This window comes from Anaerotignum sp. MSJ-24, assembly GCF_018918145.1.
Taxonomy (GTDB): domain Bacteria; phylum Bacillota; class Clostridia; order Lachnospirales; family Anaerotignaceae; genus Metalachnospira.
In genome coordinates, this window is the sequence record NZ_JAHLPX010000007.1 from 303,803 (window position 1) to 330,688 (window position 26,886).

Sequence of the window (26,886 nt, forward strand, 5' to 3'; positions counted from 1 at the left end):
ATAATGGATTTATCAATGTCCTGGTTAAAGGATTATGTTGATGTAGATACAGACATAAAGGATTTTGTTGAGGATATAACACTCAGTGGCTCTAAGGTAGAAAACTGGAGCGAAATCGGCAGTGAAATTACAAATGTAGTTACAGGTAAGGTAATGGAAATAATAAAGCATCCAAATGCAGACAGACTTGTTATCTGCAAGGTTGACATCGGCAAGGATATGCCTCTTACTATCGTTACACATGCTCCCAACGTTGTTGAAGGTGCATATGTTTGTGTAGCACTTGACGGAGCAACACTTCCCGGCGGTATAACAATCCACGATACCGATTTCAGAGGAGTTATGTCATACGGCATGATGTGCTCGGTTGAGGAAATGGGCTTTGACCGCCACGATTTCCCCGAAGCGCCCGAAGAAGGAATTTATCTTTTCCCCGAACCTGTTGAGCTTGGCGTAGATGTTGTTGACGCAATGGACATAAGAGATAAGGTAGTTGAATTTGAAATTACTTCAAACCGTCCCGATTGCTTCAGCACAGTCGGCCTTGCAAGAGAGGTTGCCGCAACATATAAAAAGAAATTCAAATATCCCGAAATAACGGTAAAAGAAGAGGCAGACGGCGACATCAATGACATGATTGAGGTTGAAATCAAAAATCCCGAGCTTTGTCCCAGATATATTGCAAGAGTAGTTAAAAACGTAAAGATTGAGCCTTCACCCAGATGGATGAGAAAAAGACTCCGTTCAAACGGCGTAAGACCTATCAACAATATCGTAGACATTACAAACTATGTAATGCTTGAGCTTGGACAGCCTATGCACGCCTTCACAATCGGAAACATTGACGGCAAGAAGATTATTGTCAGAAATGCGGAGGAAGGCGAAAAGATAACAACACTTGACGGAAACGAAAGACAGCTTGATCCTTCAATGCTTGTCATTTCCGACGTAAATAAGGCTGTTGCCGTTGCCGGTGTAATGGGCGGCGAAAACTCAAAGGTAAACGGAAGCTCAGACACGATTCTTTTCGAGTCCGCAAACTTCAACGGCCCTAATATCAGAATTACAGCTAAGAAGCTTGGTTTAAGAACGGACGCTTCTGCCAAATACGAAAAGGGACTTGATCCCAACCTTGCCCTTGATGCGGTAAACAGAGCCGTTCAGCTTGTTGAAATGCTCGGCTGCGGTGAGGTTGTTAAGGGAATGGTAGACTGCTATCCCAACAAGAGAGAGCCCTGGACACTTGAATACAGCCCCGAAAAGATTAATAAGCTTCTCGGCACAGACGTTTCTGAAGACGAAATGATCGAAATATTCAAGAGAATCGAGCTTGTTCCCGACAAAGCAACAAAGACTGTTGTAATCCCTACATTCAGACCTGACCTTGAGAGCATGGCTGACCTTGCGGAGGAAGTAGCAAGATTTTACGGATATTCAAAGATTGTTCCCACACTTGCGGCAGGTACACCTACGGTAGGTAAGAGAACATATGCCCAGAATATAACAGCAATGATTAAGAATTCGCTTATATCAAACGGACTTTGCGAGGCTATGACATATTCATTTGAAAGCCCGAAGGTATTTGATAAGCTCAGAATTCCCGAAGGAGATAAATTAAGAGATACTGTTACTATTTCAAATCCCCTTGGTGAGGATTACAGCATTATGCGTACAACTACGCTCAACAGTATGCTTACATCTCTTTCAACAAACTACAACAGAAGAAACGAAACAGCAGGCTTATTTGAAATAGCTAAAGTATATATTCCTAAGGCTGTTCCGGTTACAGAGCTTCCCGACGAGCCTGTTAAAATAACAATAGGTATGTACGGAAACACTGATTTCTACGGAATTAAGGGTATTGTTGAGCATACGCTTGATACTCTCGGAATTACAACAGCCGAATTTGAGCCTCTTACAACTCTTCCCTGGATGCACCCCGGAAGAACAGCACAGATTGATGTTGACGGAAAGGCAGTAGGTTATGTAGGCGAGCTTCATCCTACGGTTGCAAAGAACTACGGCATAGGAGCAAGAGCATACATTGCCGTTCTTGACGAGGCAGAGCTTATCCATGCAGCTAAGCTTGTTTCAACATACAAAGCTCTTCCTAAGTTCCCTGCAATGATAAGAGATATATCCATGCTTGTTAAGGATCATGTATATGTAAGAGATATTGAAAAGGTTATCGCTGCAAACGGCGGAGATATTCTTGAAAATATTGAACTCTTTGACGTATATAAGGGTGGACAGATTGCGGACGGATATAAGTCAGTGTCATTCTCAATAACATTCCGAGCTGATGACAGAACACTTGTCGATGACGAGGTAAATGCTGTAATGGCTGATATTCTCAAGGCTCTTGAGGAAAAATTAGGTGCTGTTTTAAGAGATAAATAAGAATAACGACACTAAGTAATGACATAGTGATTTTGCCGATTTTTTTCGTGCCGAAGTGGTTTTTGAACCGCTTCGGCACTTTTTTTGGTACACATATCGTTACATTAAAAGTATATTATTGGAAAAACACAAAAATGTTAGTTTTAACTAATATCTGTATATTGTATACATTCAAAAACAGCCGAAATTGAGCTTGTCATACAATAAAGAACGATTTTTACCTAAATAATATAAAAACCGCTTTAATATCATAATTCTGAATGGTAGTACAAATATTTTATTGTATGACAACAATGCAAAAATAACGATTTTAAACCAGTGGTAAACTTTGCATAAAACGGGAAAAGTTAATTCTATGTGCAATATGCATAAAAAGTATATCCGTTAAACCCTTCACATGGCTGTTACAGTCAAAAAAATCGTGAAAAAGCCTTGCTATTTTAAAAGAATGAGTTATAATGTAATAGTATTCAGATGAAGGAATTGTTCAAGTGATACATAAACCTTGTGTCGATATAAGAACATAGTTCATCAGATACATAGAATCACCTGGGAGGGATAAAAATGTTTCAGAATGACAGACGAATAAGAATGTTCTGTGGACATTACGGAAGCGGCAAAACAGAATTCGCCGTTAATTACGTAACCAAGCTTAAAGAAGAGGTTGGCCCCGACAGAAAAGTTGTTATTTCCGATATGGACATAGTTAATCCCTACTTCCGTTCAAGAGAGAAAACAGCAGAGCTCGAAGCAAAGGGCATTGTTGTTTACGGATCTTCATATAATGCCGATGCGGATATACCTGCTGTTCCGGCAGAAATGATGGGACCGTTCATCGATAAGAACTGCGATTATATCGTAGACCTTGGCGGAAATGACGTAGGAACCATTGTCCTCGGAAGATACAAAGAGCACTTTGATCCAGAAGAAATTGATGTATTCATGGTTATTAACACATACAGACCAGATACATATGACGCAGATCTTGTTATCGAGCAGATGCAGCAGCTCGAAGCAGGAATCGGACTTCATATGACCGGACTTGTGAATAATACAAACCTTGTCAGAGAGACAACAGCAGCGGATCTTCTCCGTGGCGAAGAAATCATCTCTGAGGTAAGCAGACGTACCGGAGTACCTATCCGATATACTACTTACGTTAAAGAAGTTGTTAAAGACATGACTCCCGAGATTGAAGCAAAGCTTTCCGGAACGGTCGTGCCTCTTACATACTATATGAGAGCATCATGGATGTAATTCTATCTAATAAATAAGGAGGTGCACTTAAATGGCAAAATTCACATTATCATTCAAAACAGAGAACTGTAAGGGTTGCGAACTTTGTGTTGCAGCATGTCCAAAGGGACTCCTTGAACTTGAAAAGGAAGAAACTAATGACGCTGGATACTATCCCGCAGGCATTACAGATCAGGAGGCATGCATTGGCTGTCAGAGCTGTGCAAGAATGTGTCCGGATTGTGTTATCACAATCATAAAGAATGATTAATCAAGAGAGGAGGATAATAACATGGCAAGAGTTATTATGAAAGGCAACGAAGCAGTAGCTAAGGCTGCTATCGTTGGCGGATGTAGATATTTCATGGGCTATCCCATTACACCACAGAATGAAATACCTGAATATTTATCAAGAGAATTACCTAAGGTTGGCGGAACATTCGTTCAGGCTGAATCAGAGGTTGCAGCTATCAATATGGTTTACGGTGCAGGTGCATCAGGCGCAAGAGTTATGACATCATCTTCTTCACCCGGAATCGCACTTAAGCAGGAAGGTATCGGTTACCTTATCCACGGCGAGGTTCCTGCAGTTATCGTATCAATGATGCGTGGCGGCCCGGCTCTTGGTACTATTCAGCCCGGACAGAGCGACTATTTCCAGGCTAAATACGGCGGAGCAAACGGTGACAAGCACCTTCCCGTTCTTCTTCCCGGCAATATTCAGGAAGCAGTAGATGCAGTTAAATATGCTTTCGAAATGGCTGATCATTACAGACATCCTGTAATCGTTTGCTGTGACGGTCTTATCGGACAGATGATGGAGCCTGTTGACTTCGATCACCCTGTTGAGAAAAAGACAAAAGACGATCCCGCTAACTGGGCACTCGGATGCTCAAGACCCGGCGAAAGAAACTTCATCTATGGTATTTCAGATGATGCTCCCGACTGTGAGAGAAGAAACCTTAAATGGCAGAACGGAAAATATGCTGAAATGGCAGCTACAGAAGCAAGATATGAAGAATACATGATGGACGACGCTGAATATGCATTCGTTGGTTACGGCACAACAGCTCGTATTCTTAAGACAGCTGCTAACGAACTCAGAAAAGAAGGCATCAAGATTGGTTTAATCAGACCTAAGACAGCTTGGCCTTTCCCTGAAAAACCTTTTGAAAACAAAAACATCAAGAAATTTATCGTAGGCGAAATGAACTTAGGCCAGATGGTTGAAGACGTTAAGATGGCTTGCGGTGATAAAGAAAAAGTATTCTTCTATGGCAGATGCGGTGGTGTTATTCCTACACCTGAGGAATTCATCGACTATGCTAAGAAGGTAATAGGAGGTGCAGAATAATGTCAACAGTTCTTTTCCAGAAACCAGAAGGTATGTCAGACCGTAAGTTACATTACTGCCCCGGTTGTGCACACGGTATTGTACACAGACTTGTAGCAGAATGTGTTGCTGAACTCGGTCAGGTTGATAATACAATTATTACAGCACCCGTTGGCTGTTCAGTATTTATCCCTAACTATTTTAACTATGATACAATTCACTGTGCTCATGGTAGAGCTCCTGCCACAGCAACAGGTATTAAGAGAGTACATCCCGACAAACTTGTTATTACATATCAGGGCGATGGTGACCTTGCTTCTATCGGTGCAGCTGAAATCCTTCACTGTGCAGCAAGAGGCGAAAAAATCACAACAGTATTCATCAACAATGGTATCTATGGTATGACAGGTGGTCAGATGGCTCCTACAACACTTCCCGGAATGAAGGCTACAACATGCCAGTCAGGCCGTGATGTTAAAGTTAACGGTAACCCTATCCGTGTATGCGAGCTTCTTTCTACTCTTGACGGTCCTGTTTACATCGAGCGTGTATCTGTTGATTCAGCTCCCAACGTAATCAAGGCTAAGAAAGCAATCAAGAAAGCTCTTGAATGCCAGATGAAGGGCTTAGGCTTCTCATTTGTAGAAGTTGTATCAAGCTGCCCTACAAACTGGGGTATGACACCCGTTAAAGCTATGGAATTCGTAAGAGAAAAAATGATTCCTTACTATCCACTCGGAGTATATAAAGACTTAACAGAGGAGGCTAAATAATTATGGCAAAAACATATAAAATTAGCTGTGCTGGTTTCGGTGGACAGGGCGTTATGACAATGGGTGAGCTTATCACATTTGCCGGAATGGACGAAGGCAAAGAAGTTGCATGGGTTCCTTCATACGGTCCTGAAATGCGTGGTGGTACAGCAAACTGTTCAGTAACTGTATCAGACGAACCTATCGGATCACCAGTATTCGAAAACAACATCGACATCGTTATCGCTATGAACGTTCCTTCATACCTTAAGTATGTTGATAAAGTTGCACCCGGCGGATGCCTTTTCATTAACTCTTCAATCGTTAATGAAGAAATCAAAAGAACAGACATCAATGTTTACAAAGTACCTGTAAACGACATCGCTGATGAACTTGGCAACCAGAAGCTTGTTAACATCATCATGCTTGGTGCTGTTGTTGAAGTAACTAAGATTGTTTCTCCCGAAACTATCCTTGGTTCAGCTTTCATCAAACTCTTCGGTGAAGCTAAAAAGAAATTAATTCCTGCTAACACAGTAGCACTTGGTAAGGGTGCTGAGTCTGTTAAGGATCAGATTAAGAAATAAGTGAATTTTGCTATGCACTTATAATAGGCGCAGGTCTTAGTACCTGCGTCTTTTTTCATCTTTAAATATAAAATTACGGCATGAATTAGCTCCATGCCGCATGTGTTGCCGGTTATCAATTATTAATATGTAAAGAACTGGCTCCAGTAATATGTTCCGTTTGAGTTATGACAGCCGACACCTATTTTTGTGAATCTTGAGCTCATTATATTTGCTCTGTGTCCTGCTGAATTCATCCATGCGTTTACAACCTCGGCAGGTGTTTTCTGACCATAGGCTATGTTTTCGCCTGAACCGTTGTATTTTATTCCGGCTTCGCTGAGTGCCGTAAAACAGTTTGATCCGTTTGGTCTTGTGTGTGAGAAGCTTGTAACTATTTCCTTCGCTCTTACCTGTGCTGCCGAATTGAGTGATGAATCCATCTGTAATGCAGCTAAGCCTTCCTTTGCTCTTTCGGCATTTACAAGTCTTACTACTTCCGATATGTATCGGCTTTCGGATGATACACTGTTATCGGGCTTGGAAGTGTTATTGTTTCCGTTGTTTTCACTGCCTGTATTGCCGTTATTGTTTCCGCTGTTTTCATTACCTGTGTTATTGTTGGCATTTCCGTTATTTTCATTTCCTGTATTGCCATTGATGTTATTGTCGCAGTCATTTTTCCGGTCATGTAAAACTATATCTGAAAAATCATAGCTGTTATTTGTTAAGTATTTATTACATAAATCCTTAAACTGTGACGTACTTAAAACATTTATGCTTTTGTAACTATTGCAGTTAGTCTTTTCTGCCGCAAATACACTGAATGAATTAAGTGTAAGTATGCTTGTTGCTATTAAAATCATTGCTTTCTTTTTCATATAACCACTCCTTAAATATTAAATAAATATTACAAAATTGTTACAAACATATATTACAATATATCAAGCCGTGTTTCAATGGTACATTGTGGCAGGATAAATTTTGCGATATATGCAAAAATATCTATGATTGGCTTAATTACGGCAAATTCTGCTTATGTTAAAAGATATTTGCGGCATTGTGGCAAATAATACCTATTGTTTATTTACTTAAATAAATAAGTGTGTTATATTTTTACATGGGGATTAAATTTATAATTTTTTATGACGGCTTTTGCCGTCAGGTTATGTAAGGGAGATAATGTATGGTAGAAATATTTACGCTTGATAACGGACTTAGATTAGTCTTTGAGGAAATACCTTATGTACGCTCGATTGCTTTCGGTATATGGGTTAATACCGGAACAAGATGCGAAACAAAGAAGGAAAATGGTGTTTCGCATTTTATCGAGCATTTAGTGTTTAAGGGTACTGAAAAAAGAACTGCAAGAGATATCGCTGAAGAAATGGACGCTGTCGGAGGACAGATAAACGCATATACAACAAAGGAATACACTTGTTTTTATACTCGTACGCTTGACAAGCATTTTGATAAAGCACTTGATGTGCTGAGCGATATGCTTTTGCATTCCAAGTTTGATGATGAGGATATTGACAGAGAGCGTTATGTAATAGAGGAAGAAATAGATATGTACCTTGACGCACCGGAGGAGCTTGTGCATGATGCACTTGAGGAGGCAATATGGAGCGCAACAAGCCTCGGCATGCCTATTTGCGGAACAAAAGAAACACTTTCGGAAATAACCGGCGACATGATTAAGGATTATTATAAAAGAACTTACAGACCTGAAAACTGCGTTATAGCGGTTACGGGAAATTTCAAAAGTGACGAAATGCTCGAAAAGCTTAAAGGTGTTTTCGGCGGTTGGACAAACGAAGGCTATGTGAAGAATGAATTTAAAAAAGCAACATATCTTCCGTCCAAGGTTATTATAAATAAGGATATTGAACAGGTACATTTGTGTATATCATTTAAATCTCCGAGAAGAGACAGCGAGCACAGATATTCTCTTGCTGTACTGAATACACTTTTCGGCGGCGGAATGAGCAGTATGCTTTTTCAGAAGATAAGGGAAGAGGAAGGACTTGTTTATTCTATTTACAGCTATACATCGGCTTATTCGGATACAGGCGTTATGACGGTTTATGCCTGTACAAACAGACAGAAGGCCGAAAGTGTTATAGAAAGTATAATGCGACAGATTTATCGAATAAAGACCGAAAAAATTAATGATAAGGTAATTGAAATAACAAAAGAGCAGATAATAGCAAATTATATAATTGGAACAGAAAATACCGCAAACCGTTTGAGCGGAAACGGCGGCAGTATGCTTTTGACCGGAAAAATCCTTCCCATGGAGGAAATTCTGGAAAGAATGGAAAAGGTAGATTATAATTCAATTAAGTCTGCAATAGACTATATATTCAATGCCGACAATATGAGCTTTTCGGCAGTCGGAAATGTTGAAGGACTTGATTTTGAAGGAATGATAGAGGATGGAAAAAAACTTTTATATAGTGCGGACAGATGATGCAAAGGATCTGCCGTTGCCTAAGTATATGTCGGACGGTGCGGCAGGTATGGACATATATGCAAATGTACATACTGACACAGTTGTTGCTGTCGGAGAAATCAAGCTTATACCGACAGGCATAAGGATAGCTCTTCCGCAGGGCTATGAGGCACAGATACGTCCGAGAAGCGGACTGGCTTTGAAAAACGGAATAACAATGGTCAATACTCCGGGAACAATAGATTCAGATTACAGAGGCGAAATTGGCGTTATCATAATAAACCATGGCCATGAGCCTTTTACAATAAAACGAGGTGACAGGATTGCACAGATGGTCATTAATAAATATGAGCATGTGTTCTGGACAGAAACCGACAGCCTTGATGAAACGGAAAGAGGCAGCGGAGGCTTCGGACATTCCGGTGTGTAAAAAATAAACCGTCTTATTTGTAACTTTACAAGATAAGACGGTTATTTTAGTTATTAATTAAGCCACATTGGAGTATCGAACAACTGTTATTTCGGTTAAAGTACTTTTGGTTTTATTAATAATTTTTTCAAGCTGTAATGCAACATCATTGCTATATGAAACTTCTCCACATTGACTGCATACCTGTGAAGGAACATCTTTAACTATTATAATACAGTTTCCTAAGTCGGCAATGAAATTTGTTAATTTGTCTTCAAGATTACCTTTGCACATAAAGCATGACATAATTTATTGCTCCTTTCTACGTTTAAAATCATCAGACCATTTATCTTTATTGGGATAATAAGCCGGTATTAGCCACAATTCTTCTCCGTTTGATCCACATACAACGTGTAGAAATTTATTATTAACAGTTAAACCTAAAATAAGATAGCTTGGATATGGATAATCGTCGGGATAGTTTTCGATTATTTCGCCTGTAATGATAGTGTTTATAACATCAGATATACTTATTCCTCATTGTATAAGCCTGACAAATATATGGTTAGTCCATCTTAGCTTGTTTGCTTCACACAACTTTTTTATAATCGCTATGTCCAAGTATTTCACCTCATAAATAATTTTATGTAATTAAACTTATACAAAACCTGTTACCAATATATTACAAGCATAGATTGATTTTACGTCTTATGTGAATTAAAGTCAACTGCAATATACTGCTATTGTAAAAAATGTAATTCTTAAGATTAAGTTAAGTTTATTGTACGTCACTTTGAATTTTTGTATACTAAAAACAAAAATGAAAGGCGGCGATTTTTTATGAAAAAGAGTTTTATATGTCTTGTGCTTACAGCTTTTATGGCTGTTTCGTCGTTGCCGAAAACAGCTTTTGCCGAAACGGCGGAAAGCAATGCCGAAACGGCTGCGGAAGACACAGAGATAAAGCAGGGTGAGTTATTTATGATATATGAAGATATTGCCGAGGACGCATGGTATTACGGTGCGGCATATTATCTTAAGGATAAGGCTGTTATGAAGGGAACGGATATAACAAAGTTTTCACCTAATGAATATGTGACAAGAGGCATGCTCGCACAGATAATAAACAATATTGACGGCAAAAAGGATAAGGTATACTGGTCATATCTTGATGTTGATGAAAACGCATGGTATGCCGATTCGGTGGCATGGTGCTCCGAAACCGGACTTATGAAGGGCTACGGAAACAATCTTTTCGGCCCTGAAGACAACATAACGAGAGAACAGCTTGTTTTTACTCTCTATAACTATGCAAAATATAAGGGATTTGGAAATCTTGAAACAACAGGTGTTCAGCTTCTGGATTATTCTGATTATATGTCCGTAAGCGGATATGCCGGAGGAGCAATGCAGTGGGCATTAATAAACGGAATAATTAAGGGTAAGGACGATAAAATGCTTGATCCGCAGGGAAATGCAACAAGAGCAGAGGTTGCACAGGTGGTCAAGAATTTTATGATATTCTATAATCTATAAAGTACAAATTATTTTTGACTTAATTTTCCGATATGTGATAAAATATGCTTATATTGAACATATCGGGAGGCAAAAATGAGTTATAAAGCAGTTTTTATTGATTATACGGGAACGATGGTTGAACAGGCAGGCGATGATTTTAAAAAGCTTGTTAAAATATTCTGTACATATAGTGATTTAAAGAATCCTATGGAAGCGGTAGCCTATGTATGGAAGCTGGTTAAAAAATACGAAGGCGAATGTAACCATGATAAATTTATTACCGAGCTTGAAATAGTCGATACTATTGTAAGAAGAGCTATGGAAGAGCATGGACTCGATTATGATATAGACGAAATAAAAAGAGTCTGGGAAGAATCATGGATACATGAGCCGTTGTTTGATGACGTAAGAGGATTTTTTGAAAAATGTCCGCTTCCGATTTATATGATTACAAATGACGGAGTTTATTATGCGGAAAAATCAATGGAGGAAAAAGGACTTAAGCCTGCCGGAATAATTTCTGCGGATATGGTCAGAGCCTATAAGCCATGCAGAGAAATATTCGAAAAGGCACTTGAGGTTGCCGGCTGTAAGCCGGAGGAGGCTGTTCATATAGGTGATTCCGTTGTTTCCGACGTTGAAGGTGCGTCTACGGTAGGTATACAGCCTGTGCTTATCGACAGAAGCGGCAAGGAAAAATGCGATAAAGCCATTGTTGTTAAATCGCTTGATGAGGTTATCAACTTAATAAAATGATTTCAATTCCTTCCATAGTACTTATGTGGAAGGAATTTTTATATTGAAAAATCGAACTGGTTTTCGTTGTATTTATGCCTTATATTCGTTATAATAATGATAGAATATTAAATTAGGAGCATGGAAATGATTTCTTATATTAAAGGAGAAATTACCTTCAATGAAGGTGATACACTCGTTGTTGAAAACAACGGAATCGGATATGAAATAACCGTACCGACCTTTTCGGCACAAAAGCTTTTGTCCAAAGGCGGAGAGGTTACGGTTTATACATACATGAGTGTGAGAGAGGACGGAATTTCGCTCTTCGGCTTTGAAAGCCGTGAAGAAAAGGCTTTTTATCAGAAGCTTATTTCCGTTTCCGGAATAGGCCCTAAGGCGGCAATAAGCATATTAAGCTCTATAACGCCGTCGGAGCTGGTTACGGCTGTACTTTCCTCCGATGCGGCGGCTATTGCGAAAGCACCGGGAGTAGGAAAGAAAACCGCACAGAGAGTTATTCTTGAGCTTAAGGACAAAATCGGAAGCGGCGATATTGCGGAAATGTTTGACATGGGCTCGGATATTTCGTCTGCATCTGCGGCAACCGGTGATGACAGGGCAGAAGCGGCAGAGGCTCTTGTTGCACTCGGATATTCGAGAAGCGAGGCTGTGAAGGCTGTAAGCAAGGTATATGTACCCGATATGGACGTACAGAAAATATTGTCTGCGGCACTTCGTGAGCTTAGCAGGATTTAACGGAGAATGGCTATGGAAAAACGAATTATAACAACTGCCGTTACCGAAAATGACGGCGATATGGAAATAAATCTTCGTCCGAATACGCTGGAAAGCTATATAGGACAGGATAAGGTCAAAAATAATTTAAGTATATTTATTGAGGCGGCAAAAAGAAGAAAAGAGCCGCTTGACCATGTTTTGCTCTATGGACCTCCGGGTCTGGGAAAAACTACTCTTTCAAATATTATTGCCAATGAAATGGGCGTTAATATAAAAACCACATCGGGTCCGGCAATAGAACGTCCCGGCGATATGGCGGCAATACTGAACGGCCTTAATGAAGGTGATATTCTTTTTGTGGACGAAATACACCGCCTTAACCGAATGATTGAGGAAATACTTTATCCGGCAATGGAAGATTTTGTTATAGACATTGTTATCGGAAAAGGTGCAGGAGCGAGAAGCGTGCGTCTTGAACTGCCTAAGTTCACGCTTATCGGTGCTACAACACGAATTGGTCTTTTGACTGCACCGCTCAGGGATCGTTTCGGTGTCGTTAATCATCTTGAGCCGTATACGGTTAAGGACTTATCAAAAATCGTTATACGTTCCGCAACTGTGCTCAATACGGAGATAGATGCCGGAGGTGCGGCAGAAATAGCAAGACGTTCAAGAGGAACACCGAGAATCGCCAACAGGCTTTTGAAAAGAGTAAGGGACTTTGCGGAGGTGCGCTATGATGGACTTATCACCTGTGATATAGCGTCGGAGGCACTTGATATGCTTGATGTGGATAAGGTAGGACTTGATGTTATCGACAGAAAGATACTTCTTACAATAATAGATAAATTCGGAGGCGGCCCTGTCGGACTTGATACTATTGCCGCCGCTGTTAATGAGGAATCGGAAACAATAGAGGACGTAATAGAGCCTTATCTTATACAGCTCGGCTACATAAAGCGTACACCGAGAGGAAGAGTAGTGACGGTCAGAGGTTATGAGCATTTCGGGCTTAAACCGCCTGCCGGAAGTGACGCCGGAGAGCAGATGCAGTTAAAGATATAATGTTTAAGCCGCAGCTTTAATTAGCTGCGGCTTAGAGCGTTTATTTTTTTGCTCTGTTTATGCATGCTTCTGCGGCGTCGGCAACAAGCTGTCCGGTTACGGCATATTCGTCTGACAGGGCTATGTTTTCTGCCGACTGGTTTTCAAGTATCTGCTTACAGACTGAATCTGCGGCAGTTTCCGCAAGCGGGTAAAATACCGCAAGCATATCGTCATCGGGAACAAAGCTAACATCGGTTATTTTGTTTTTTGTAAAGGTCATTGTTACGGCGGCTGTCTTTTCGCCTATCTCAACATTTGTTGTATATGTACCTGCGTTATATCGGCTGTCGGATTTGTCCGGCACAAGAAGTATAATAAGCATTATTATTATAACCGCACCGATAACGGCGAAAAGTACTGTCTTTATCAGTTCTTTCAGCTTTATGACCATGAATCTTGTTCTGCCCATTTGTATAACTCCCTTCGGGGTGCTTTTTATTATATATTTATTTTGGAAATCAATATTTTATTACAGGATAGGTGTTTTGTATGGGATTAAGATTAATCACCGGAAGAAGCGGCAGCGGTAAAACAAAGCTCTGCCTTGAAGAAATATCCTCAAAACAAAAAATAGGAAAAAGACTCATTTATATAGTTCCGGAGCAGTTCTCTCTCCAGGCAGAGCGTGAGCTGGTTAAAGAATCCGGCGGCATAATGCCTGCTGTTGTTTTAAGCTTCAGAAGGCTTGCGGAAAACATATTCTCCGAATGCGGCATATCCGGCGATAAAAACCTTACCGATATAGGCAAGCTTATGATTTTACGCCGTATTATAATGCAGAATAAGGATAAATTCGAGTATTTCGGCATTGCCTGCGAACGAAGCGGCTTTACAGACAGAATGGCAAATGCCGTTACGGAATTTTTTTCCGGTGGTATAACACCGGAGGCGCTCAAAAGCTATGCCGAAACCTTTGAGGAAGGCAGTGCAGTAAGAAACAAGCTTTCCGATATGGCACTTATTTACGGTGAATACAGAAATTTTATAAAGAAGGATTATATATCCTCCGACGATGTGCTTACAACGGCGGCAATAAAAATGTCCGAGGCTGATTATATAAAGGGTGCGGAGGTCTGGCTTGACGGTTTTTACGGCTTTACCTGTCAGGAATTTGATATAATATCCAGACTGCTTGCCGAATGTGAACGTGTGAACATAACGCTTACCATTGATAAAAAGAGCGTCGAAAGTACAAAAATGAGCATGGTAAACGGATTTTTCGAACCATGGGACACTATGCGAAGGCTCAAAAAGATATGTGAGGACAACGGCTTTAATATAGAAAAAACTATATGCCTTGAGGAATGTCACAAATTTAATACCGAAGGCATGAAAAATATTGAAAGAAAATATTTCAGCTATGCTTTTGCCGACGGAAAAAACAGCAGTGACGGCGTCAGGCTTATGACTGCCGAAAGCCTTGATGATGAAATAAATATGTGCGCCTCGGAAATAATTCATCTTGTGCGTGATAAGGGACTTCGTTTCAGAGATATTGCACTTACTTCAAGAAGCTTAAGTGACTGTGAAGAAACGGTAAGAAGAGTATTCAGCCATTACGGAATACCGTTTTTCATGGACAGCAAAAAATCCGTTATGGGACACCCGTATACGGAATTTGTGCGTTCCGTTATAGAAATGACTGCGGATAATCTGTCATATGAATCGATTTTCAGATGTCTTAAAACGGAGCTTACTCCACTGGAAAGAGATGACAGAGATAAGCTTGAAAACTATGTTCTCCGTTACGGAATAAAGGGTGATACATGGATAGATGCCCACTGGCAATGGGGCTTTGAAAAGGAAGAAACAACCGAAAAGGAAGATGAAATAAATGCTCTGCGTGAGCTTGCAATAAATCCATTTAAGGATTTTTATAAAAAATATAAAAGCGGAAAGCACTCTGCGGCAGAAATAACCTCGGATTTGTACGGAATATCGGTTTCTCTGGAAATTGCCGACAGACTTGCACAGAAAGCGGAAGAGGACGATACGGCAGGCAACACAGTAAAAGCACAGGAGCATATACGCTGTTTTGATTTGATAAGCGGACTATGCCAGAGCATATCAGAACTGCTTGGCGATGAAACCATGACAATACGTGAATACGGTCAGATATTCGAGGCAGGACTTTCCGGCCTTAAAATGGGTATTGTACCGGAGTGCATAGACAGTGTTACGGTCGGTGATATAGAGAGAACCCGTCTGCCGGAAATAAAGGCACTTTTTGTTATAGGGGTGAATGAAGGCGTTCTTCCGTCCAACGATACTGATATTAAAGGAATACTTACCGAAAGAGAAAGAACGGCGTTGGAGGAGCTTGGTGCAGAGCTGTCTCATAGCGGAGCAAGACTTGCTTTTGAAGAGCAGTACCTTATTTACATGGGAATAACAAAGCCTTCCGATTATCTTTATATTTGCAGAAATCTTACGGACTCATCGGGTATACAGACAAGACCGTCGTCGGTTATAACAAGGCTTGAAAGAATATTCGGCGATATAGAAACGGAGGAGTTTAATCCGTATTCGGTAAAGGCTGTTGACAGACCGATTCCTGTACTTCACAGAATTGGCGAAAAGCTTGCCGAAGGCGGAGATATGGACGCTCTTTGGAACGGAGCATACAAATGGCTCGAAAACAACAGCGAGTATTCGTCTGCGGCTGAACTGTTGAAAAAAGGTACTGAATATAAAAATAAAGAAAATAATCTTGGCAAGGCCAACAGAGAAAAGCTTTTCGGAAACGAACTGCATACAAGTATATCAAGGCTTGAGGCTTTCTCGGAATGTCCGTTTTATTACTATGCGAAATATTCGCTTAAGGTATCGCCGAGAAGAATATACGGCTTGCAGACGCCGGATTTAGGCTCGCTGTTTCATGCGGTGCTTGAAAAATTCACTTCCGATATGAAGGCAAAAGGCTATGACTGGAATACGATACCTTCCCAAGAGGCAAATGAGCTTATAGAATCTGCTATTGATCTGCTTGCACCGGATACGGCAGATAAGGTTCTTTTCAGTACAGCGGCAAATGCCTATATGCTTAGGCGAATAAAACGAATAACAAAGAGAGCTGTTTCGGTGCTCAAAAAGCATATGGAATCCGGTGGATTTAAAACAGCCGGTGTCGAGATAGGCTTTGGTGGCGGTGACGGAGATTTGCCGCCAATAGAAATAGAAATGCCGGGAAACAGAAAGCTTGTGCTTAACGGAAAAATAGACAGAGTGGACGTTTACCGTTCCAACGGCAAGGGCTATGTGAAAATAATCGACTATAAATCGGGAAGAAAGGAATTCAGCCTTTCGGACATATATTACGGCTTGCAGTTACAGCTTCTTTTGTATATGGACGCATTTATGAAAACCGGTAAGTTTATAACAATAGATGAGCCGGAACCGGGAGGAGCGTTCTATTTCAGGATAATGGATCCTGTTATAAAATCCTCTGATTTAAAAGGAAGAACACCGGAGGATACATTATACAGCCAGTTCTGTATGAGCGGACTTGTGTGTGCCGAAGAGGATGTTTTGGAAGCGCTTGACAATATTTTTGCAGATGACGGTAAAAATAAATCAAATATAATTAATGTATCGAAAAACAAAAGCGGAGATTTGACAGGTTCGGCCGTAAACAGAAGCTATTACGGAAAAATTATAGACTATACGGTCAAAAAAGCAGGAGAAATAGGAGGAAGAATTGCCGATGGTGAGGTTGAAATATATCCGACTGTCAACGGTACAAATACAATCTGCTCCTTTTGTGAGTACAATTCAATCTGCTGTTTTGACGAGAACTGCGGTAATCAGCGGAATAAATTGAAAAAGCTGTCGGCATCAGAGGTATGGGACAGAGTATTGTCTGATAAGAATAAAGACTGATGTATCTGTACCAAGGACAACTATTAAAATTGTACAAAGATTAACACACAGGTTGTATGTTTGTTACAAATCAAACAAAGCCGGCTCTTGTGTAAACAGCTAAATAAAGTGCTTGGTATCAGAACTTAAATTGTAAATGTTTTAAAATCAGATAAAACTTTAATAAAACATTGATTAAAAATAAATTAAAAATTGTGGAAAACTGACATAGCACAACCGCCGTCAAAATGCTATACTAACATCATCAAAAGGACATCAGAGTACGACATAAACAATACAGATGATTGGACAGAAAGCTTACAGCATGGAGGCGGTAAATATGAAAAATATTTCAAATATATTGTTACTTATAATCTCTCTTCTTTTTATTGTGGCAGGCATGATGCTCATTCCGCAGGCAGCAATTATGCAGAACCTTGCGTTCGTAATAATGACACTGCTTATCGTTGGTATCTTCGGTATCATCAGATACATTGCACATAGAATTGCATAAGTATTGAAAAGCTTGACCACAAGCGAAATAACGACCTGTGAATTATCACAGGTCTTTTTTTATAATTTTTTTTACTGAATTAACTTTTACTTCCAATGAATATGAAATAAATACGGGAAAACAATTATGTTGTTTTTTACAAAATATGTGGTACTACCAATGTTGAAATAAGTAATATTGTATTTATAAAAATACAATATACAATTTTTTGTACAATATAAATAATTTGTCTATTACCCAAAAAGTCAAAAGTGTGAAAAATTGAGTACATTGGTAAAAGTTTGTTTGTATATAGCTGATAACTTAATTTGACAATCGAATATTTTTTGTATATAATTTTAAACATATACTACAAGGAACAATATACCAGTCAATGAAATGGATTATTTGTTTTTATTATCGATATAATATCGGTTTATCCCGGTTTATATAATCAAATTTGTCATGCAAAAGAGGTGAAGAAAGAATGGCGTTGGATATTATTAAAGATATTGTTGATGCCGAGGCCAGAGCTGAAGAAATGATTAAAAATGCCGAGGCGGAAGCAGCGTCACTCAAGGCTGAGGCAGAAAAAAAAGGCGCTTCTATACTTGCCGAGGCAAAGCAGAAAGGCAAGGAAGAGCTAAACGCAGCGGCTGATGCGGCCGTTAAGGAGAGCAGCCAAGCGGTTGAAAAAATTGCCGAGCAAGCTGAACTTAATTGCAGAAAAATCAGAGAAGAGGCTTCCGTTAAAAAGGAGGAAGCAATTAAGGCTGTTATGAGAAAGGTAGTGGGAACTGATGGCAATAGTTGAAATGAGCAGACTTTCCGTTATTTGCCTTAACAGCCGAAAAACACGTTTCATCAAGGATTTGATGGATCTTGGAGTTGTCGAAATTGATTCTCCGTCGGGAAGATTGTCAGACAATCCGCTCCCGGCAGGTACATTTGTATCGAACAACAGTGCCGAGGTTTCACGCCTTGATGCACAGATTGCCTCTCTCGGTGCGGCAATAGATGCACTGGAAGGCTACAAAAAAGGCAAACAGCCATTGTTTAAAACAAGAAGAGAAATCAATGCAGGAGAATTTGTCAAGGAAGCAGAGCAGAATGCCGAGCCGGCGGCCGAAATGGCGGCAAAAGCAAGCGAAACGCTCAAAAAAATAACTGACGATAAGGGCGAAATCAACCGACTTGAGCTTCTTATAAAAGGACTTGAGCCTTGGAAAAGCCTTGATCTTCCGCTTGAAACAACTCAGACAAAAACATCGGTAATATTTATGGGAGCTTTACCCGTAAAAACAAATATGAACGATGTGATAAACAATGTGCTTGAAGCCGCACCATCGGTTGTTATACAGCAGGTAAGCACAGACAAAACACAGGCTTATGTATGTGTTGTCTGTCTTAAAGAACAAAAAAACGAGGCACTTGATGCCTTAAGAAAATTCGGTTTTATTTCGGTATCTCTCGGTGAAAACAAAGGTACGGCCGTTGATGCACAAAAGACCTATGCCGAAAGAATTGAAGTGCTTAAAGCGGAAATAGCCGATAACGAAAAAAATCTTACAGACCTTGCGGAGCACATTTCCGAGATAGAAATTGTTTATGACGATCTTCTTCTCAAGCGTGACAGGGAAAAGGCTGTCGGAGATATGATTAACACCAAAAAGGTATTCTGCTTTGAAGGCTGGCTTCCTACAGGAAGTGCCGAAAAGGTAAGAGAGCTTTTGGATAAATACGAATGTTATTATGAAATAAGCGAACCCGTTAAGGACGAAGAAACGCCGATTCTTCTTAAAAATAATAAATTTGCAACACCGTTTGAGGCTGTTACGGAAATGTACGCATTGCCGCTTGCAACGGAGGTTGATCCTACACCGTTACTTGCACCGTTCTATTTTATATTCTTCGGAATGATGCTTTCGGATGCGGCATACGGAATTATAATGGCGCTTTTATGCTTCGTTGTTCTTAAAAAATTCAAGCTTGAGGGAACAATGAAAAAAATGATTACAATGTTCTTCTGGTGCGGAGTTTCCACATTCTTCTGGGGCGTAATGTTCGGCGGATGGTTCGGCGACGTTGTTCCCGTATTCACAAGAATGTTCCTCGGACATGAAGTAACAATAAATCCCGCATGGTTCGATCCTATGTCGGAGCCTATGACGCTCCTTGTGTTTTCACTTATACTTGGTGCAATTCACCTTTTTGTCGGTATGGGTGTTCAGGCATATATGCTCATCAAAAACGGCAAGCCCTGGGATGCGTTGTTTGATATAGGTCTTTGGTATCTGCTTCTTATCGGCCTTGTGCTTTTCGGAGTAGGCGGATCAGTTGCGGCAGGACTTGCAACAGCGGGAAAATGGATGTCGATAGTCGGTGCGGTCGGAATACTTGTTACCGGCGGACGTAACAAAAAAGGCTTTGGAAAGATCACAGGCGGTCTTGGCAGCCTTTACGGAATAACAAGTTACCTTTCGGATGTTCTTTCATATTCAAGACTTCTTGCACTCGGTCTTGCGACCGGAGTTGTAGCAAAGGTTGTAAATACACTTGGTTCACTTGCCGGAAACGGTATCGGCGGACTTATAGTTTTTATAATCGTATTCCTGATAGGTAACGTATTTAATATTGCGATAAATGCTCTCGGAGCATTCGTACATTCTTGCAGACTTCAGTACGTTGAGTTTTTCGGAAAATTCTATACAGGTGGCGGCAGACCGTTTGAACCTTTTGCCGGAAAAACAAAATTTGTGAAGATTACAAATAAGGAGGAAAAATAATATGACAGAGAGTATATTCAGTGGTGAATTTTTAGCATGTTTAGGTGCTGCAATGGCAGCAATAGCAGGTATCGGAAGCGGTATCGGAGTTGGTGTTGCCGGTGAGGCAGCAGCAGGCGTAGTTTCCGAGGATCCAAAAAAATTCGGTAAGGTTCTTCTTCTTCAGGCTCTTCCCGGAACACAGGGTATCTACGGACTTCTTATTGCATTCATCATTCTTGTAAAAATCGGTCTTCTCGGCGGTGACGGTATGGTTGACCTTACTGTTGCACAGGGTGCTTCAATATTTGCGGCAGCTATTCCCATCGGTCTTGTCGGCATCTTCTCAGGTATTGCACAGGGCAAGGCAGCAGCAGCAGGTATCATGCTTGTAGGCAAAAATCCTTCAGAGCTTTCAAAGGGTATGCTTTTCGCAGCTATGGTTGAAACATATGCCGTACTTGCACTCCTTATTTCATTCCTTATGCTTAACAGCATCCAGTTATAATTAATAGAAGAGAGGGAGGATACTCCTATGAATGATGGCAAAATTATTATTGACAAAATTATAGCCGACGCTGAAGAAGCAGTTAATAAAACCATTGCAGAGGCAAAGGCTGCCGCTGATGAAATACTTAAGGGCTATGAAGACAAGGCCGCAAAGGAAACGGCAAGAAGCAATAAGCTTGTTGCAGACGAAAAACAGAGAGTTACCGAAAAACAGCTTTCATCGGCAGAGATGAATTCAAAAATGCTGGCTCTTTCCGAAAAGCAGAAGCTCCTTGAAGAGGTTATTGAAGAGGCTGAAAAAAGACTTTCCGATCTTCCTGACGAGGAATATGCTTCGGTAATCGGCTCTATGCTTTCTTCAATGGATAAAAAGCTCGGAACAGAGGTAATTGTTTCGGAAAAGGACAAAACAAGACTTGCGGACGTAATAAGTAAAAACGGTTTTACGCTTTCCGACAGAACTGCCGATATTGAAGGCGGCTTGATCATCAGAAACGGAGATATAGAATATAACTATTCATTTAATTCGATAATCAGTATAGAAAAAGAAGAAATACAGCAGCTTGCGGCAAAAATACTTTTTGATTAAGGGAGGGGTAGATAATGTCGAAACAGAAGATTTACCCTTTTGCGGTGGCGGCTGTCCGCTGTATGGAAAACAACCTTATTAAGAAGGATAAGCTTATGCAGATGGCAGAAGCACCTACGGCAGAGGATGTGCTCCATATGCTTGCCGAATGCGGATACGGTGAGCTTCCGAGAGAGCAGATACATGACTTTGAAAAGCTGCTTTCCGAACAGCTTAATAAAGCATATAAATCTCTTGCGGGACTTATACCGGCGAACAATTCCGGCAGCTCGGGAAGTCTGACAGATGTTTTTCTTTATAAAAACGACTATCAGAACATGAAGGTACTTATTAAGCAGGAGGTTTCCGGCATAGACGGCAGTGCGTATTTCATTGACGGCGGAACAATACCGCTTGAAAAGCTTAAAACAGCATTTCTCGAAAGAAAGTTTTCAGATTTGCCGGCAATAAAGGCAGATGCGGTAAACGATGCACTTGAAACCTATGCAAAAACCCATGACGGACGATATATAGATGTTATTATGGACAATGCCTGCTTTCAGACAATGGCTGAAACAGCAAAGGCAACCGGCAACAGCTATGTAATCGAATATGTTAAAAAACTTGCGGATATAACAAATATAAAAACCTTTGTCAGAATTAAGCGTTTGGGCAAGAACTGGAAGCTTTTTGACGAGGCATATGTTGACGGCGGCAGCATAAGCAAGGAAAAATTCAATGAATGCTTCCAGAACGATAATCCGTCGGCAATGCTTGCTGAAACAGGCTATAAGCAGATAACCGAAAACTGTATGACGACAGGCTTTACGGAATTTGAGAGAATGTGCGATGATTACCTTATGTCCTATGTTAAGGACGCAAAGTATAAAACGCTTACACCTGAACCACTTGTGGGATATATTCTCGGAAAAGAAACGGAAATCAAATGCGTAAGAATAATAATGACATGCAAGCTTAATAACATTGATTCCGAAACAATAAAGGAAAGGGTGAGAGAAGCGTATGTCTAAGGTAGGTATAATCGGAGATAAAGACAGCATAATGGGCTTCCTTGCTCTTGGCATTGATACCTTTCCTGCCTATGAGGCGGACGAAATTAAGCGGACAATCCACAAAATGGCAGAGGAAAATTATGCAATCATATATATAACCGAACAGGCAAGTCTGCTTGCGAAGGATTTTATTGCAAGATACAAGGATAATCCGCTTCCTGCGATAATTGTTATTCCGGGAATCGGCGGAAGTATGGGACTTGGCATGAATGAAATCAGAGAATCCAGTAAACGGGCTATCGGTGTGGATATACTGTTTAATGACTGAGAGTGAGGTTGAGATAAAATGAAGACAGGTACAGTAGTTAAGGTATCCGGACCTCTTGTTGTTGCGGAGGGAATGAGAGATGCCAATATGTTTGACGTTGTGCGTGTATCGGATCAGCACCTTATCGGTGAAATCATCGAGATGCACGGAGATAAGGCGTCAATACAGGTTTATGAAGAAACAGCAGGTCTTGGACCGGGCGAAAAGGTTGTGTCAACCGGAATGCCTATGAGCGTTGAGCTTGGACCGGGACTTATTTCTACAATATATGACGGTATTCAGAGACCGCTTGAAAGCCTTTACAGAGTAAGCGGTGATAACATCAAACGTGGTGTTGAGGTTCCTTCGCTTGACAGAGAAAAGAAATGGAGTTTTGTTCCCAAACGTGCTGTCGGCGATAAGGTAGAGGCCGGTGACATAATCGGTGTTGTTCAGGAAACACCCGTTGTTGAATGCCGTATCATGGTTCCTTATAAGCATGGCGGAACTATAAAAGAAATTAAAGAAGGCGAATTTACTATCGAAGAAACCGTTGCGGTTATTACAGACGATAAGGGTAACGATTTTGAGATGACGATGATGCAGAGATGGCCTGTACGTCGTGAAAGACCTTATAAAGAAAAGAAAACACCCGATACACTTCTTGTAACAGGACAGCGTGTAATTGATACATTCTTCCCCATTACAAAGGGCGGTGTTGCCGCTATTCCCGGACCTTTCGGAAGCGGTAAAACAGTAACACAGCATCAGCTTGCAAAGTGGTCAGACGCAGATATAGTTGTATATATCGGCTGTGGCGAGCGTGGAAACGAAATGACAGACGTTCTTAACGAATTCCCTGAACTGAAGGACCCCAGAACAGGCGAATCGCTTATGCAGAGAACGGTTCTTATAGCAAATACATCGGATATGCCCGTTGCTGCCCGTGAGGCATCAATTTATACAGGTATTACAATAGCAGAGTTCTTCAGAGATATGGGTTACAGCGTTGCACTTATGGCTGACTCAACATCAAGATGGGCAGAGGCACTTCGAGAGATGTCAGGACGTCTTGAGGAAATGCCCGGTGAAGAAGGTTATCCTGCTTACCTCGGCAGCCGTCTTGCTCAGTTCTATGAAAGAGCCGGAAGAGTTTACTGCCTCGGCAGTGACAACAGAGAGGGTACACTTACAGCTATCGGTGCAGTTTCACCTCCCGGTGGTGATACATCGGAGCCTGTATCGCAGGCAACACTTCGTATTGTAAAGGTATTCTGGGGACTTGATGCGTCACTTGCTTATAAACGTCATTTCCCGGCTATCAACTGGCTTACAAGCTACTCACTCTATCAGGATAAGGTAGACGCTTGGGCAGATAAGCATGTTGATGAAAACTTCTCGGTTCAGAGAACAGAGGCTATGAAGCTTTTACAGACAGAGGCGGAGTTACAGGAAATCGTACAGCTCGTCGGTATGGATTCACTTTCGCCTTCCGACAGACTTATTATCGAAGTAACACGTTCAATCCGTGAAGACTTCCTTCACCAGAACTCTTTCCATGAGGTCGATACATTCACATCGCTGTTAAAACAGTACAGACTGCTCCAGCTTATACTTCATTTCTATCATAAGGGACTTGAGGCTGTAAACAGCAACGTAAGTATCAATAAGCTTATACAGATACCTGCAATGGAAAAAATCGGACGTGCAAAATATATCAGAGAAAGATATGTAACAAAAGAGTATGACGCAATTCTTGCCGAAACAGATGCAGAAATTGATGAACTCATCAAAGAGGAGGCAGACGAATTATGATAAAGGAATACAGATCAATTCAAGAGGTTGCCGGCCCTCTTATGCTTGTAACAGGCGTTGAAGGCGTTAAATATGATGAGCTTGGTGAAATTGAGCTTGCCAACGGCGAAACAAGACGTTGCAAGGTGCTTGAGGTAAACGGAGATTCCGCTCTTGTACAGCTTTTTGAAAGCTCAACAGGTATCAACCTTGCCGAAAGTAAAGTAAGATTTCTCGGAAAATCACTTGATTTCGGTGTTTCACCCGATATTCTCGGCCGTGTATTCAACGGTATGGGTAAACCCATTGATAACGGACCGGATATTATTCCCGAAAAACGTATGGATATAAATGGTGCACCTATAAATCCTGCCGCAAGAGAATATCCTGCCGAATTTATTCAGACAGGTGTTTCTGCAATCGATGGACTTAATACACTTGTTCGTGGACAGAAGCTTCCTATATTCTCATGTTCAGGTCTTCCTCATTCACAGCTTGCCGTTCAGATTGCACGACAAGCAAAGGTTAGAGGTACTGATTCCAAATTTGCCGTTGTATTCGCCGCTATCGGTATCACATTCGAAGATGCTGAATTCTTCATTGAGGACTTTAAGAAAACAGGTGCTATTGACCGTTCGGTTGTATTCGTAAACCTTGCAAATGACCCTGCCGTTGAGCGTGTAAGCACACCTCGTATGGCACTTACCGCAGCAGAATATCTTGCATTTGACCAGGGCATGCACGTACTTGTAATTCTTACTGATATTACAAACTATGCAGAGGCACTTCGTGAGATTTCAGCGGCTAAGAAAGAGGTTCCCGGACGTAGAGGCTATCCCGGATACCTTTACACAGACCTTGCAACAATGTATGAAAGAGCCGGAAAGATAAGGGGTAAGGAAGGATCAATAACAATGATTCCTATTCTTACAATGCCTGAAGATGATAAGACTCATCCTATTCCCGACCTTACAGGATATATTACAGAAGGACAGATTATCCTCAGCCGTGAGCTTTATAAAAAGGGCATACAGCCGCCTATCAACGTACTTCCTTCGCTTTCACGACTTAAGGATAAGGGTATCGGCAAAGGCAAAACCCGTGAGGACCATGCGGACACAATGAACCAGCTTTTTGCGGCTTATTCAAGAGGTAAGGATGCAAAAGAGCTTATGGCAATCCTCGGTGAATCGGCACTTTCTGATACGGATAAATTGTATGCTAAATTTGCTGATGCCTTTGAGAAAGAGTATGTATCACAGGGCTTCAGAACAGACCGTTCGATAGAGGATACTCTTGAAACAGGCTGGAAGCTTCTCAGAATGCTTCCTAAGAGTGAGCTTAAACGTATCGGTGATGAATATCTTGAAAAATATTACCCTGAAAAAGACTGATAATATTTTTTCTGAAAGGGGTGATATGCTTGGCAAGATTAAATGTAAATCCTACAAGAATGGAGCTGACAAGGCTTAAAAAGCTTCTTCTTACGGCAACAAGAGGACATAAGCTGCTTAAGGATAAGCTTGACGAGCTTATGAAGCAGTTCCTCGACATTGTTAAAGAGAATAAACTGCTTCGTGAGGAGGCTGAAAAGTCTCTTGAGGAGGCATATAAAAGCTTTATAATTGCCAGAGCGGTTATGAGCGAGGAAAACCTCGGAGAGGCGCTTATGCTGCCGACACGTTCCGTAGAGGTTTCTGTCAGCGAAAAAAATGTAATGAGTGTGCATGTGCCTGTGTTCAAATTCAATTCCGATGATGCGGAAAAAAGCGATGTCTGCCCGTATGGCTATGCTTTTACTTCGGCCGAGCTTGACGGTGCGGTTGCGGCATTTTCGGCAGCAATGGAGCCGCTTCTTAAGCTTGCGGAAAGCGAAAAGACAGCTCAGCTTCTTGCTCAGGAGATTGAAGGCACAAGACGACGTGTTAATGCACTTGAAAACGTAATGATTCCAAACTATGAGGAAACAATACGTTATATAAAAATGAAGCTTGATGAAAATGAAAGAGCCGGAACGACGAGAATGATGAAGGTCAAAGATATGTTGTTAAAAGAAAGCATTGCGGAGAAGAAAGCAATGGAGGAAAGAGCCGAGGCAAAGTTTGCCGCAGGCGGAAATAACTGATATATCTTAAAACCGAAATAATTTCATATTAAACTAAACAGGCAGCCCCTAAAATTAGGTGGCTGCCTGCTTTATAATAGATATAAAGTATATATCGTCACATCCGCAGAATAGATATATCGACCTTTGGCAATAATATTATTTACATTTTTGAAGAATTATAGTATAAATATAATAACTTTCGGGAAAGGCAGCGGGCGA

At 40.9% G+C, this 26,886-nt stretch carries 27 protein-coding genes; 23 read left to right on the forward strand and 4 right to left on the reverse strand.

Going from position 1 to position 26,886, the window contains the following annotated elements; all coding sequences use genetic code 11:
• The first annotated feature begins 3 nt into the window (after nucleotides 1–3).
• The 6 genes from pheT (at nucleotide 4) to KQI66_RS07695 (ending at nucleotide 6,308) form a co-directional block, all read left to right on the forward strand.
• Nucleotides 4–2,400 (forward strand): phenylalanine--tRNA ligase subunit beta, encoded by a 2,397-nt coding sequence (pheT, locus tag KQI66_RS07670; RefSeq protein ID WP_216428271.1) that lies wholly within the window; start codon nucleotides 4–6, stop codon nucleotides 2,398–2,400.
• A 564-nt stretch (nucleotides 2,401–2,964) separates the two neighbouring features.
• The gene (locus tag KQI66_RS07675; RefSeq protein ID WP_216428272.1) at nucleotides 2,965–3,657 is read left to right on the forward strand and encodes an ATP-binding protein; all 693 of its coding nucleotides are present in this window, start codon (nucleotides 2,965–2,967) and stop codon (nucleotides 3,655–3,657) included.
• A gap of 31 nt (nucleotides 3,658–3,688) precedes the next feature.
• Nucleotides 3,689–3,907: a 4Fe-4S dicluster domain-containing protein gene (locus KQI66_RS07680; RefSeq protein WP_216428273.1), complete on the forward strand. Its 219-nt coding sequence runs from the start codon at nucleotides 3,689–3,691 to the stop codon at nucleotides 3,905–3,907.
• Nucleotides 3,908–3,928: 21 nt separating this feature from the next.
• Nucleotides 3,929–4,990 carry a 3-methyl-2-oxobutanoate dehydrogenase subunit VorB gene (gene vorB / locus KQI66_RS07685; RefSeq protein ID WP_216428274.1) on the forward strand — a complete coding sequence of 354 codons (1,062 nt, stop codon included), beginning with the start codon at nucleotides 3,929–3,931 and terminating at the stop codon, nucleotides 4,988–4,990.
• On the forward strand, nucleotides 4,990–5,742 hold the full coding sequence (locus KQI66_RS07690) for a thiamine pyrophosphate-dependent enzyme (RefSeq protein ID WP_216428276.1): 753 nt from the start codon (nucleotides 4,990–4,992) through the stop codon (nucleotides 5,740–5,742). Before vorB ends, KQI66_RS07690 begins: the two co-directional genes overlap by 1 nt.
• Nucleotides 5,743–5,744: 2 nt before the next feature.
• The gene (locus tag KQI66_RS07695; RefSeq protein WP_216428278.1) at nucleotides 5,745–6,308 is read left to right on the forward strand and encodes a 2-oxoacid:acceptor oxidoreductase family protein; all 564 of its coding nucleotides are present in this window, start codon (nucleotides 5,745–5,747) and stop codon (nucleotides 6,306–6,308) included.
• A 122-nt stretch (nucleotides 6,309–6,430) separates the two neighbouring features.
• Here KQI66_RS07695 and KQI66_RS07700 read toward each other — a convergent pair whose 3' ends face one another.
• Nucleotides 6,431–7,168, reverse strand: coding sequence for a CAP domain-containing protein (locus KQI66_RS07700; RefSeq protein WP_253287707.1), 738 nt, complete (start codon nucleotides 7,166–7,168; stop codon nucleotides 6,431–6,433).
• Nucleotides 7,169–7,473: 305 nt separating this feature from the next.
• Here KQI66_RS07700 and KQI66_RS07705 point away from each other — a divergent pair, with 305 nt between their 5' ends.
• Nucleotides 7,474–8,760 carry a M16 family metallopeptidase gene (locus KQI66_RS07705; protein WP_216428280.1) on the forward strand — a complete coding sequence of 429 codons (1,287 nt, stop codon included), beginning with the start codon at nucleotides 7,474–7,476 and terminating at the stop codon, nucleotides 8,758–8,760.
• Complete coding sequence (dut, locus tag KQI66_RS07710) at nucleotides 8,726–9,172, forward strand: dUTP diphosphatase (protein ID WP_216428282.1); 447 nt, start codon at nucleotides 8,726–8,728, stop codon at nucleotides 9,170–9,172. The genes KQI66_RS07705 and dut overlap by 35 nt, the downstream gene beginning before the upstream one ends.
• 57 nt (nucleotides 9,173–9,229) lie before the next feature.
• Here dut and KQI66_RS07715 read toward each other — a convergent pair whose 3' ends face one another.
• Together KQI66_RS07715 and KQI66_RS11565 are read right to left on the reverse strand one after the other, a co-directional pair.
• On the reverse strand, nucleotides 9,230–9,457 hold the full coding sequence (locus KQI66_RS07715) for a type II toxin-antitoxin system MqsA family antitoxin (RefSeq protein ID WP_216428284.1): 228 nt from the start codon (nucleotides 9,455–9,457) through the stop codon (nucleotides 9,230–9,232).
• 3 nt (nucleotides 9,458–9,460) lie between these two features.
• The gene (locus KQI66_RS11565) at nucleotides 9,461–9,685 is read right to left on the reverse strand and encodes a DUF4258 domain-containing protein (RefSeq protein ID WP_334300588.1); all 225 of its coding nucleotides are present in this window, start codon (nucleotides 9,683–9,685) and stop codon (nucleotides 9,461–9,463) included.
• A gap of 306 nt (nucleotides 9,686–9,991) precedes the next feature.
• Between KQI66_RS11565 and KQI66_RS07725 the strand changes: the two genes are divergently transcribed.
• From KQI66_RS07725 to ruvB, 4 genes are all read left to right on the forward strand, one after another.
• Nucleotides 9,992–10,687: an S-layer homology domain-containing protein gene (locus tag KQI66_RS07725; protein WP_216428286.1), complete on the forward strand. Its 696-nt coding sequence runs from the start codon at nucleotides 9,992–9,994 to the stop codon at nucleotides 10,685–10,687.
• A 75-nt stretch (nucleotides 10,688–10,762) separates the two neighbouring features.
• Nucleotides 10,763–11,425, forward strand: coding sequence for an HAD family hydrolase (locus KQI66_RS07730; RefSeq protein ID WP_216428288.1), 663 nt, complete (start codon nucleotides 10,763–10,765; stop codon nucleotides 11,423–11,425).
• A gap of 126 nt (nucleotides 11,426–11,551) precedes the next feature.
• Nucleotides 11,552–12,163 (forward strand): Holliday junction branch migration protein RuvA, encoded by a 612-nt coding sequence (gene ruvA / locus KQI66_RS07735; protein WP_216428290.1) that lies wholly within the window; start codon nucleotides 11,552–11,554, stop codon nucleotides 12,161–12,163.
• Between the two features lie 12 nt (nucleotides 12,164–12,175).
• Nucleotides 12,176–13,210: a Holliday junction branch migration DNA helicase RuvB gene (ruvB, locus tag KQI66_RS07740; RefSeq protein ID WP_216428291.1), complete on the forward strand. Its 1,035-nt coding sequence runs from the start codon at nucleotides 12,176–12,178 to the stop codon at nucleotides 13,208–13,210.
• 40 nt (nucleotides 13,211–13,250) lie between these two features.
• Here ruvB and KQI66_RS07745 read toward each other — a convergent pair whose 3' ends face one another.
• Nucleotides 13,251–13,661, reverse strand: coding sequence for a hypothetical protein (locus KQI66_RS07745; RefSeq protein ID WP_216428293.1), 411 nt, complete (start codon nucleotides 13,659–13,661; stop codon nucleotides 13,251–13,253).
• Nucleotides 13,662–13,741: 80 nt separating this feature from the next.
• On the opposite strand from KQI66_RS07745, the gene addB reads away from it, so the two are divergent.
• From addB to KQI66_RS07800, 11 genes are all read left to right on the forward strand, one after another.
• Entirely contained in the window at nucleotides 13,742–17,131 is a 3,390-nt protein-coding gene (addB, locus tag KQI66_RS07750; protein WP_216428295.1) for a helicase-exonuclease AddAB subunit AddB, read from the forward strand.
• Nucleotides 17,132–17,450: 319 nt separating this feature from the next.
• Nucleotides 17,451–17,624 (forward strand): hypothetical protein, encoded by a 174-nt coding sequence (locus KQI66_RS07755; RefSeq protein ID WP_216428296.1) that lies wholly within the window; start codon nucleotides 17,451–17,453, stop codon nucleotides 17,622–17,624.
• Between the two features lie 439 nt (nucleotides 17,625–18,063).
• Nucleotides 18,064–18,417 carry a hypothetical protein gene (locus KQI66_RS07760; RefSeq protein ID WP_216428298.1) on the forward strand — a complete coding sequence of 118 codons (354 nt, stop codon included), beginning with the start codon at nucleotides 18,064–18,066 and terminating at the stop codon, nucleotides 18,415–18,417.
• Entirely contained in the window at nucleotides 18,404–20,389 is a 1,986-nt protein-coding gene (locus KQI66_RS07765) for a V-type ATP synthase subunit I (RefSeq protein ID WP_216428299.1), read from the forward strand. The genes KQI66_RS07760 and KQI66_RS07765 overlap by 14 nt, the downstream gene beginning before the upstream one ends.
• A 1-nt stretch (nucleotide 20,390) precedes the next feature.
• Nucleotides 20,391–20,876: a V-type ATP synthase subunit K gene (locus tag KQI66_RS07770; protein ID WP_216428301.1), complete on the forward strand. Its 486-nt coding sequence runs from the start codon at nucleotides 20,391–20,393 to the stop codon at nucleotides 20,874–20,876.
• A gap of 27 nt (nucleotides 20,877–20,903) precedes the next feature.
• Complete coding sequence (locus tag KQI66_RS07775; protein ID WP_216428303.1) at nucleotides 20,904–21,467, forward strand: V-type ATP synthase subunit E; 564 nt, start codon at nucleotides 20,904–20,906, stop codon at nucleotides 21,465–21,467.
• A 14-nt stretch (nucleotides 21,468–21,481) separates the two neighbouring features.
• Nucleotides 21,482–22,477: a V-type ATP synthase subunit C gene (locus KQI66_RS07780; RefSeq protein ID WP_216428305.1), complete on the forward strand. Its 996-nt coding sequence runs from the start codon at nucleotides 21,482–21,484 to the stop codon at nucleotides 22,475–22,477.
• Nucleotides 22,470–22,787: a V-type ATP synthase subunit F gene (locus KQI66_RS07785; RefSeq protein WP_216428307.1), complete on the forward strand. Its 318-nt coding sequence runs from the start codon at nucleotides 22,470–22,472 to the stop codon at nucleotides 22,785–22,787. Before KQI66_RS07780 ends, KQI66_RS07785 begins: the two co-directional genes overlap by 8 nt.
• Nucleotides 22,788–22,805: 18 nt before the next feature.
• A complete protein-coding gene (locus KQI66_RS07790; protein WP_216428309.1) occupies nucleotides 22,806–24,581 on the forward strand; it encodes a V-type ATP synthase subunit A in 1,776 nt (591 codons plus the stop codon).
• Nucleotides 24,578–25,954 carry a V-type ATP synthase subunit B gene (locus KQI66_RS07795; protein ID WP_216428311.1) on the forward strand — a complete coding sequence of 459 codons (1,377 nt, stop codon included), beginning with the start codon at nucleotides 24,578–24,580 and terminating at the stop codon, nucleotides 25,952–25,954. The genes KQI66_RS07790 and KQI66_RS07795 overlap by 4 nt, the downstream gene beginning before the upstream one ends.
• A gap of 29 nt (nucleotides 25,955–25,983) precedes the next feature.
• On the forward strand, nucleotides 25,984–26,685 hold the full coding sequence (locus tag KQI66_RS07800; RefSeq protein ID WP_216428313.1) for a V-type ATP synthase subunit D: 702 nt from the start codon (nucleotides 25,984–25,986) through the stop codon (nucleotides 26,683–26,685).
• Nucleotides 26,686–26,886 lie beyond the last annotated feature (201 nt).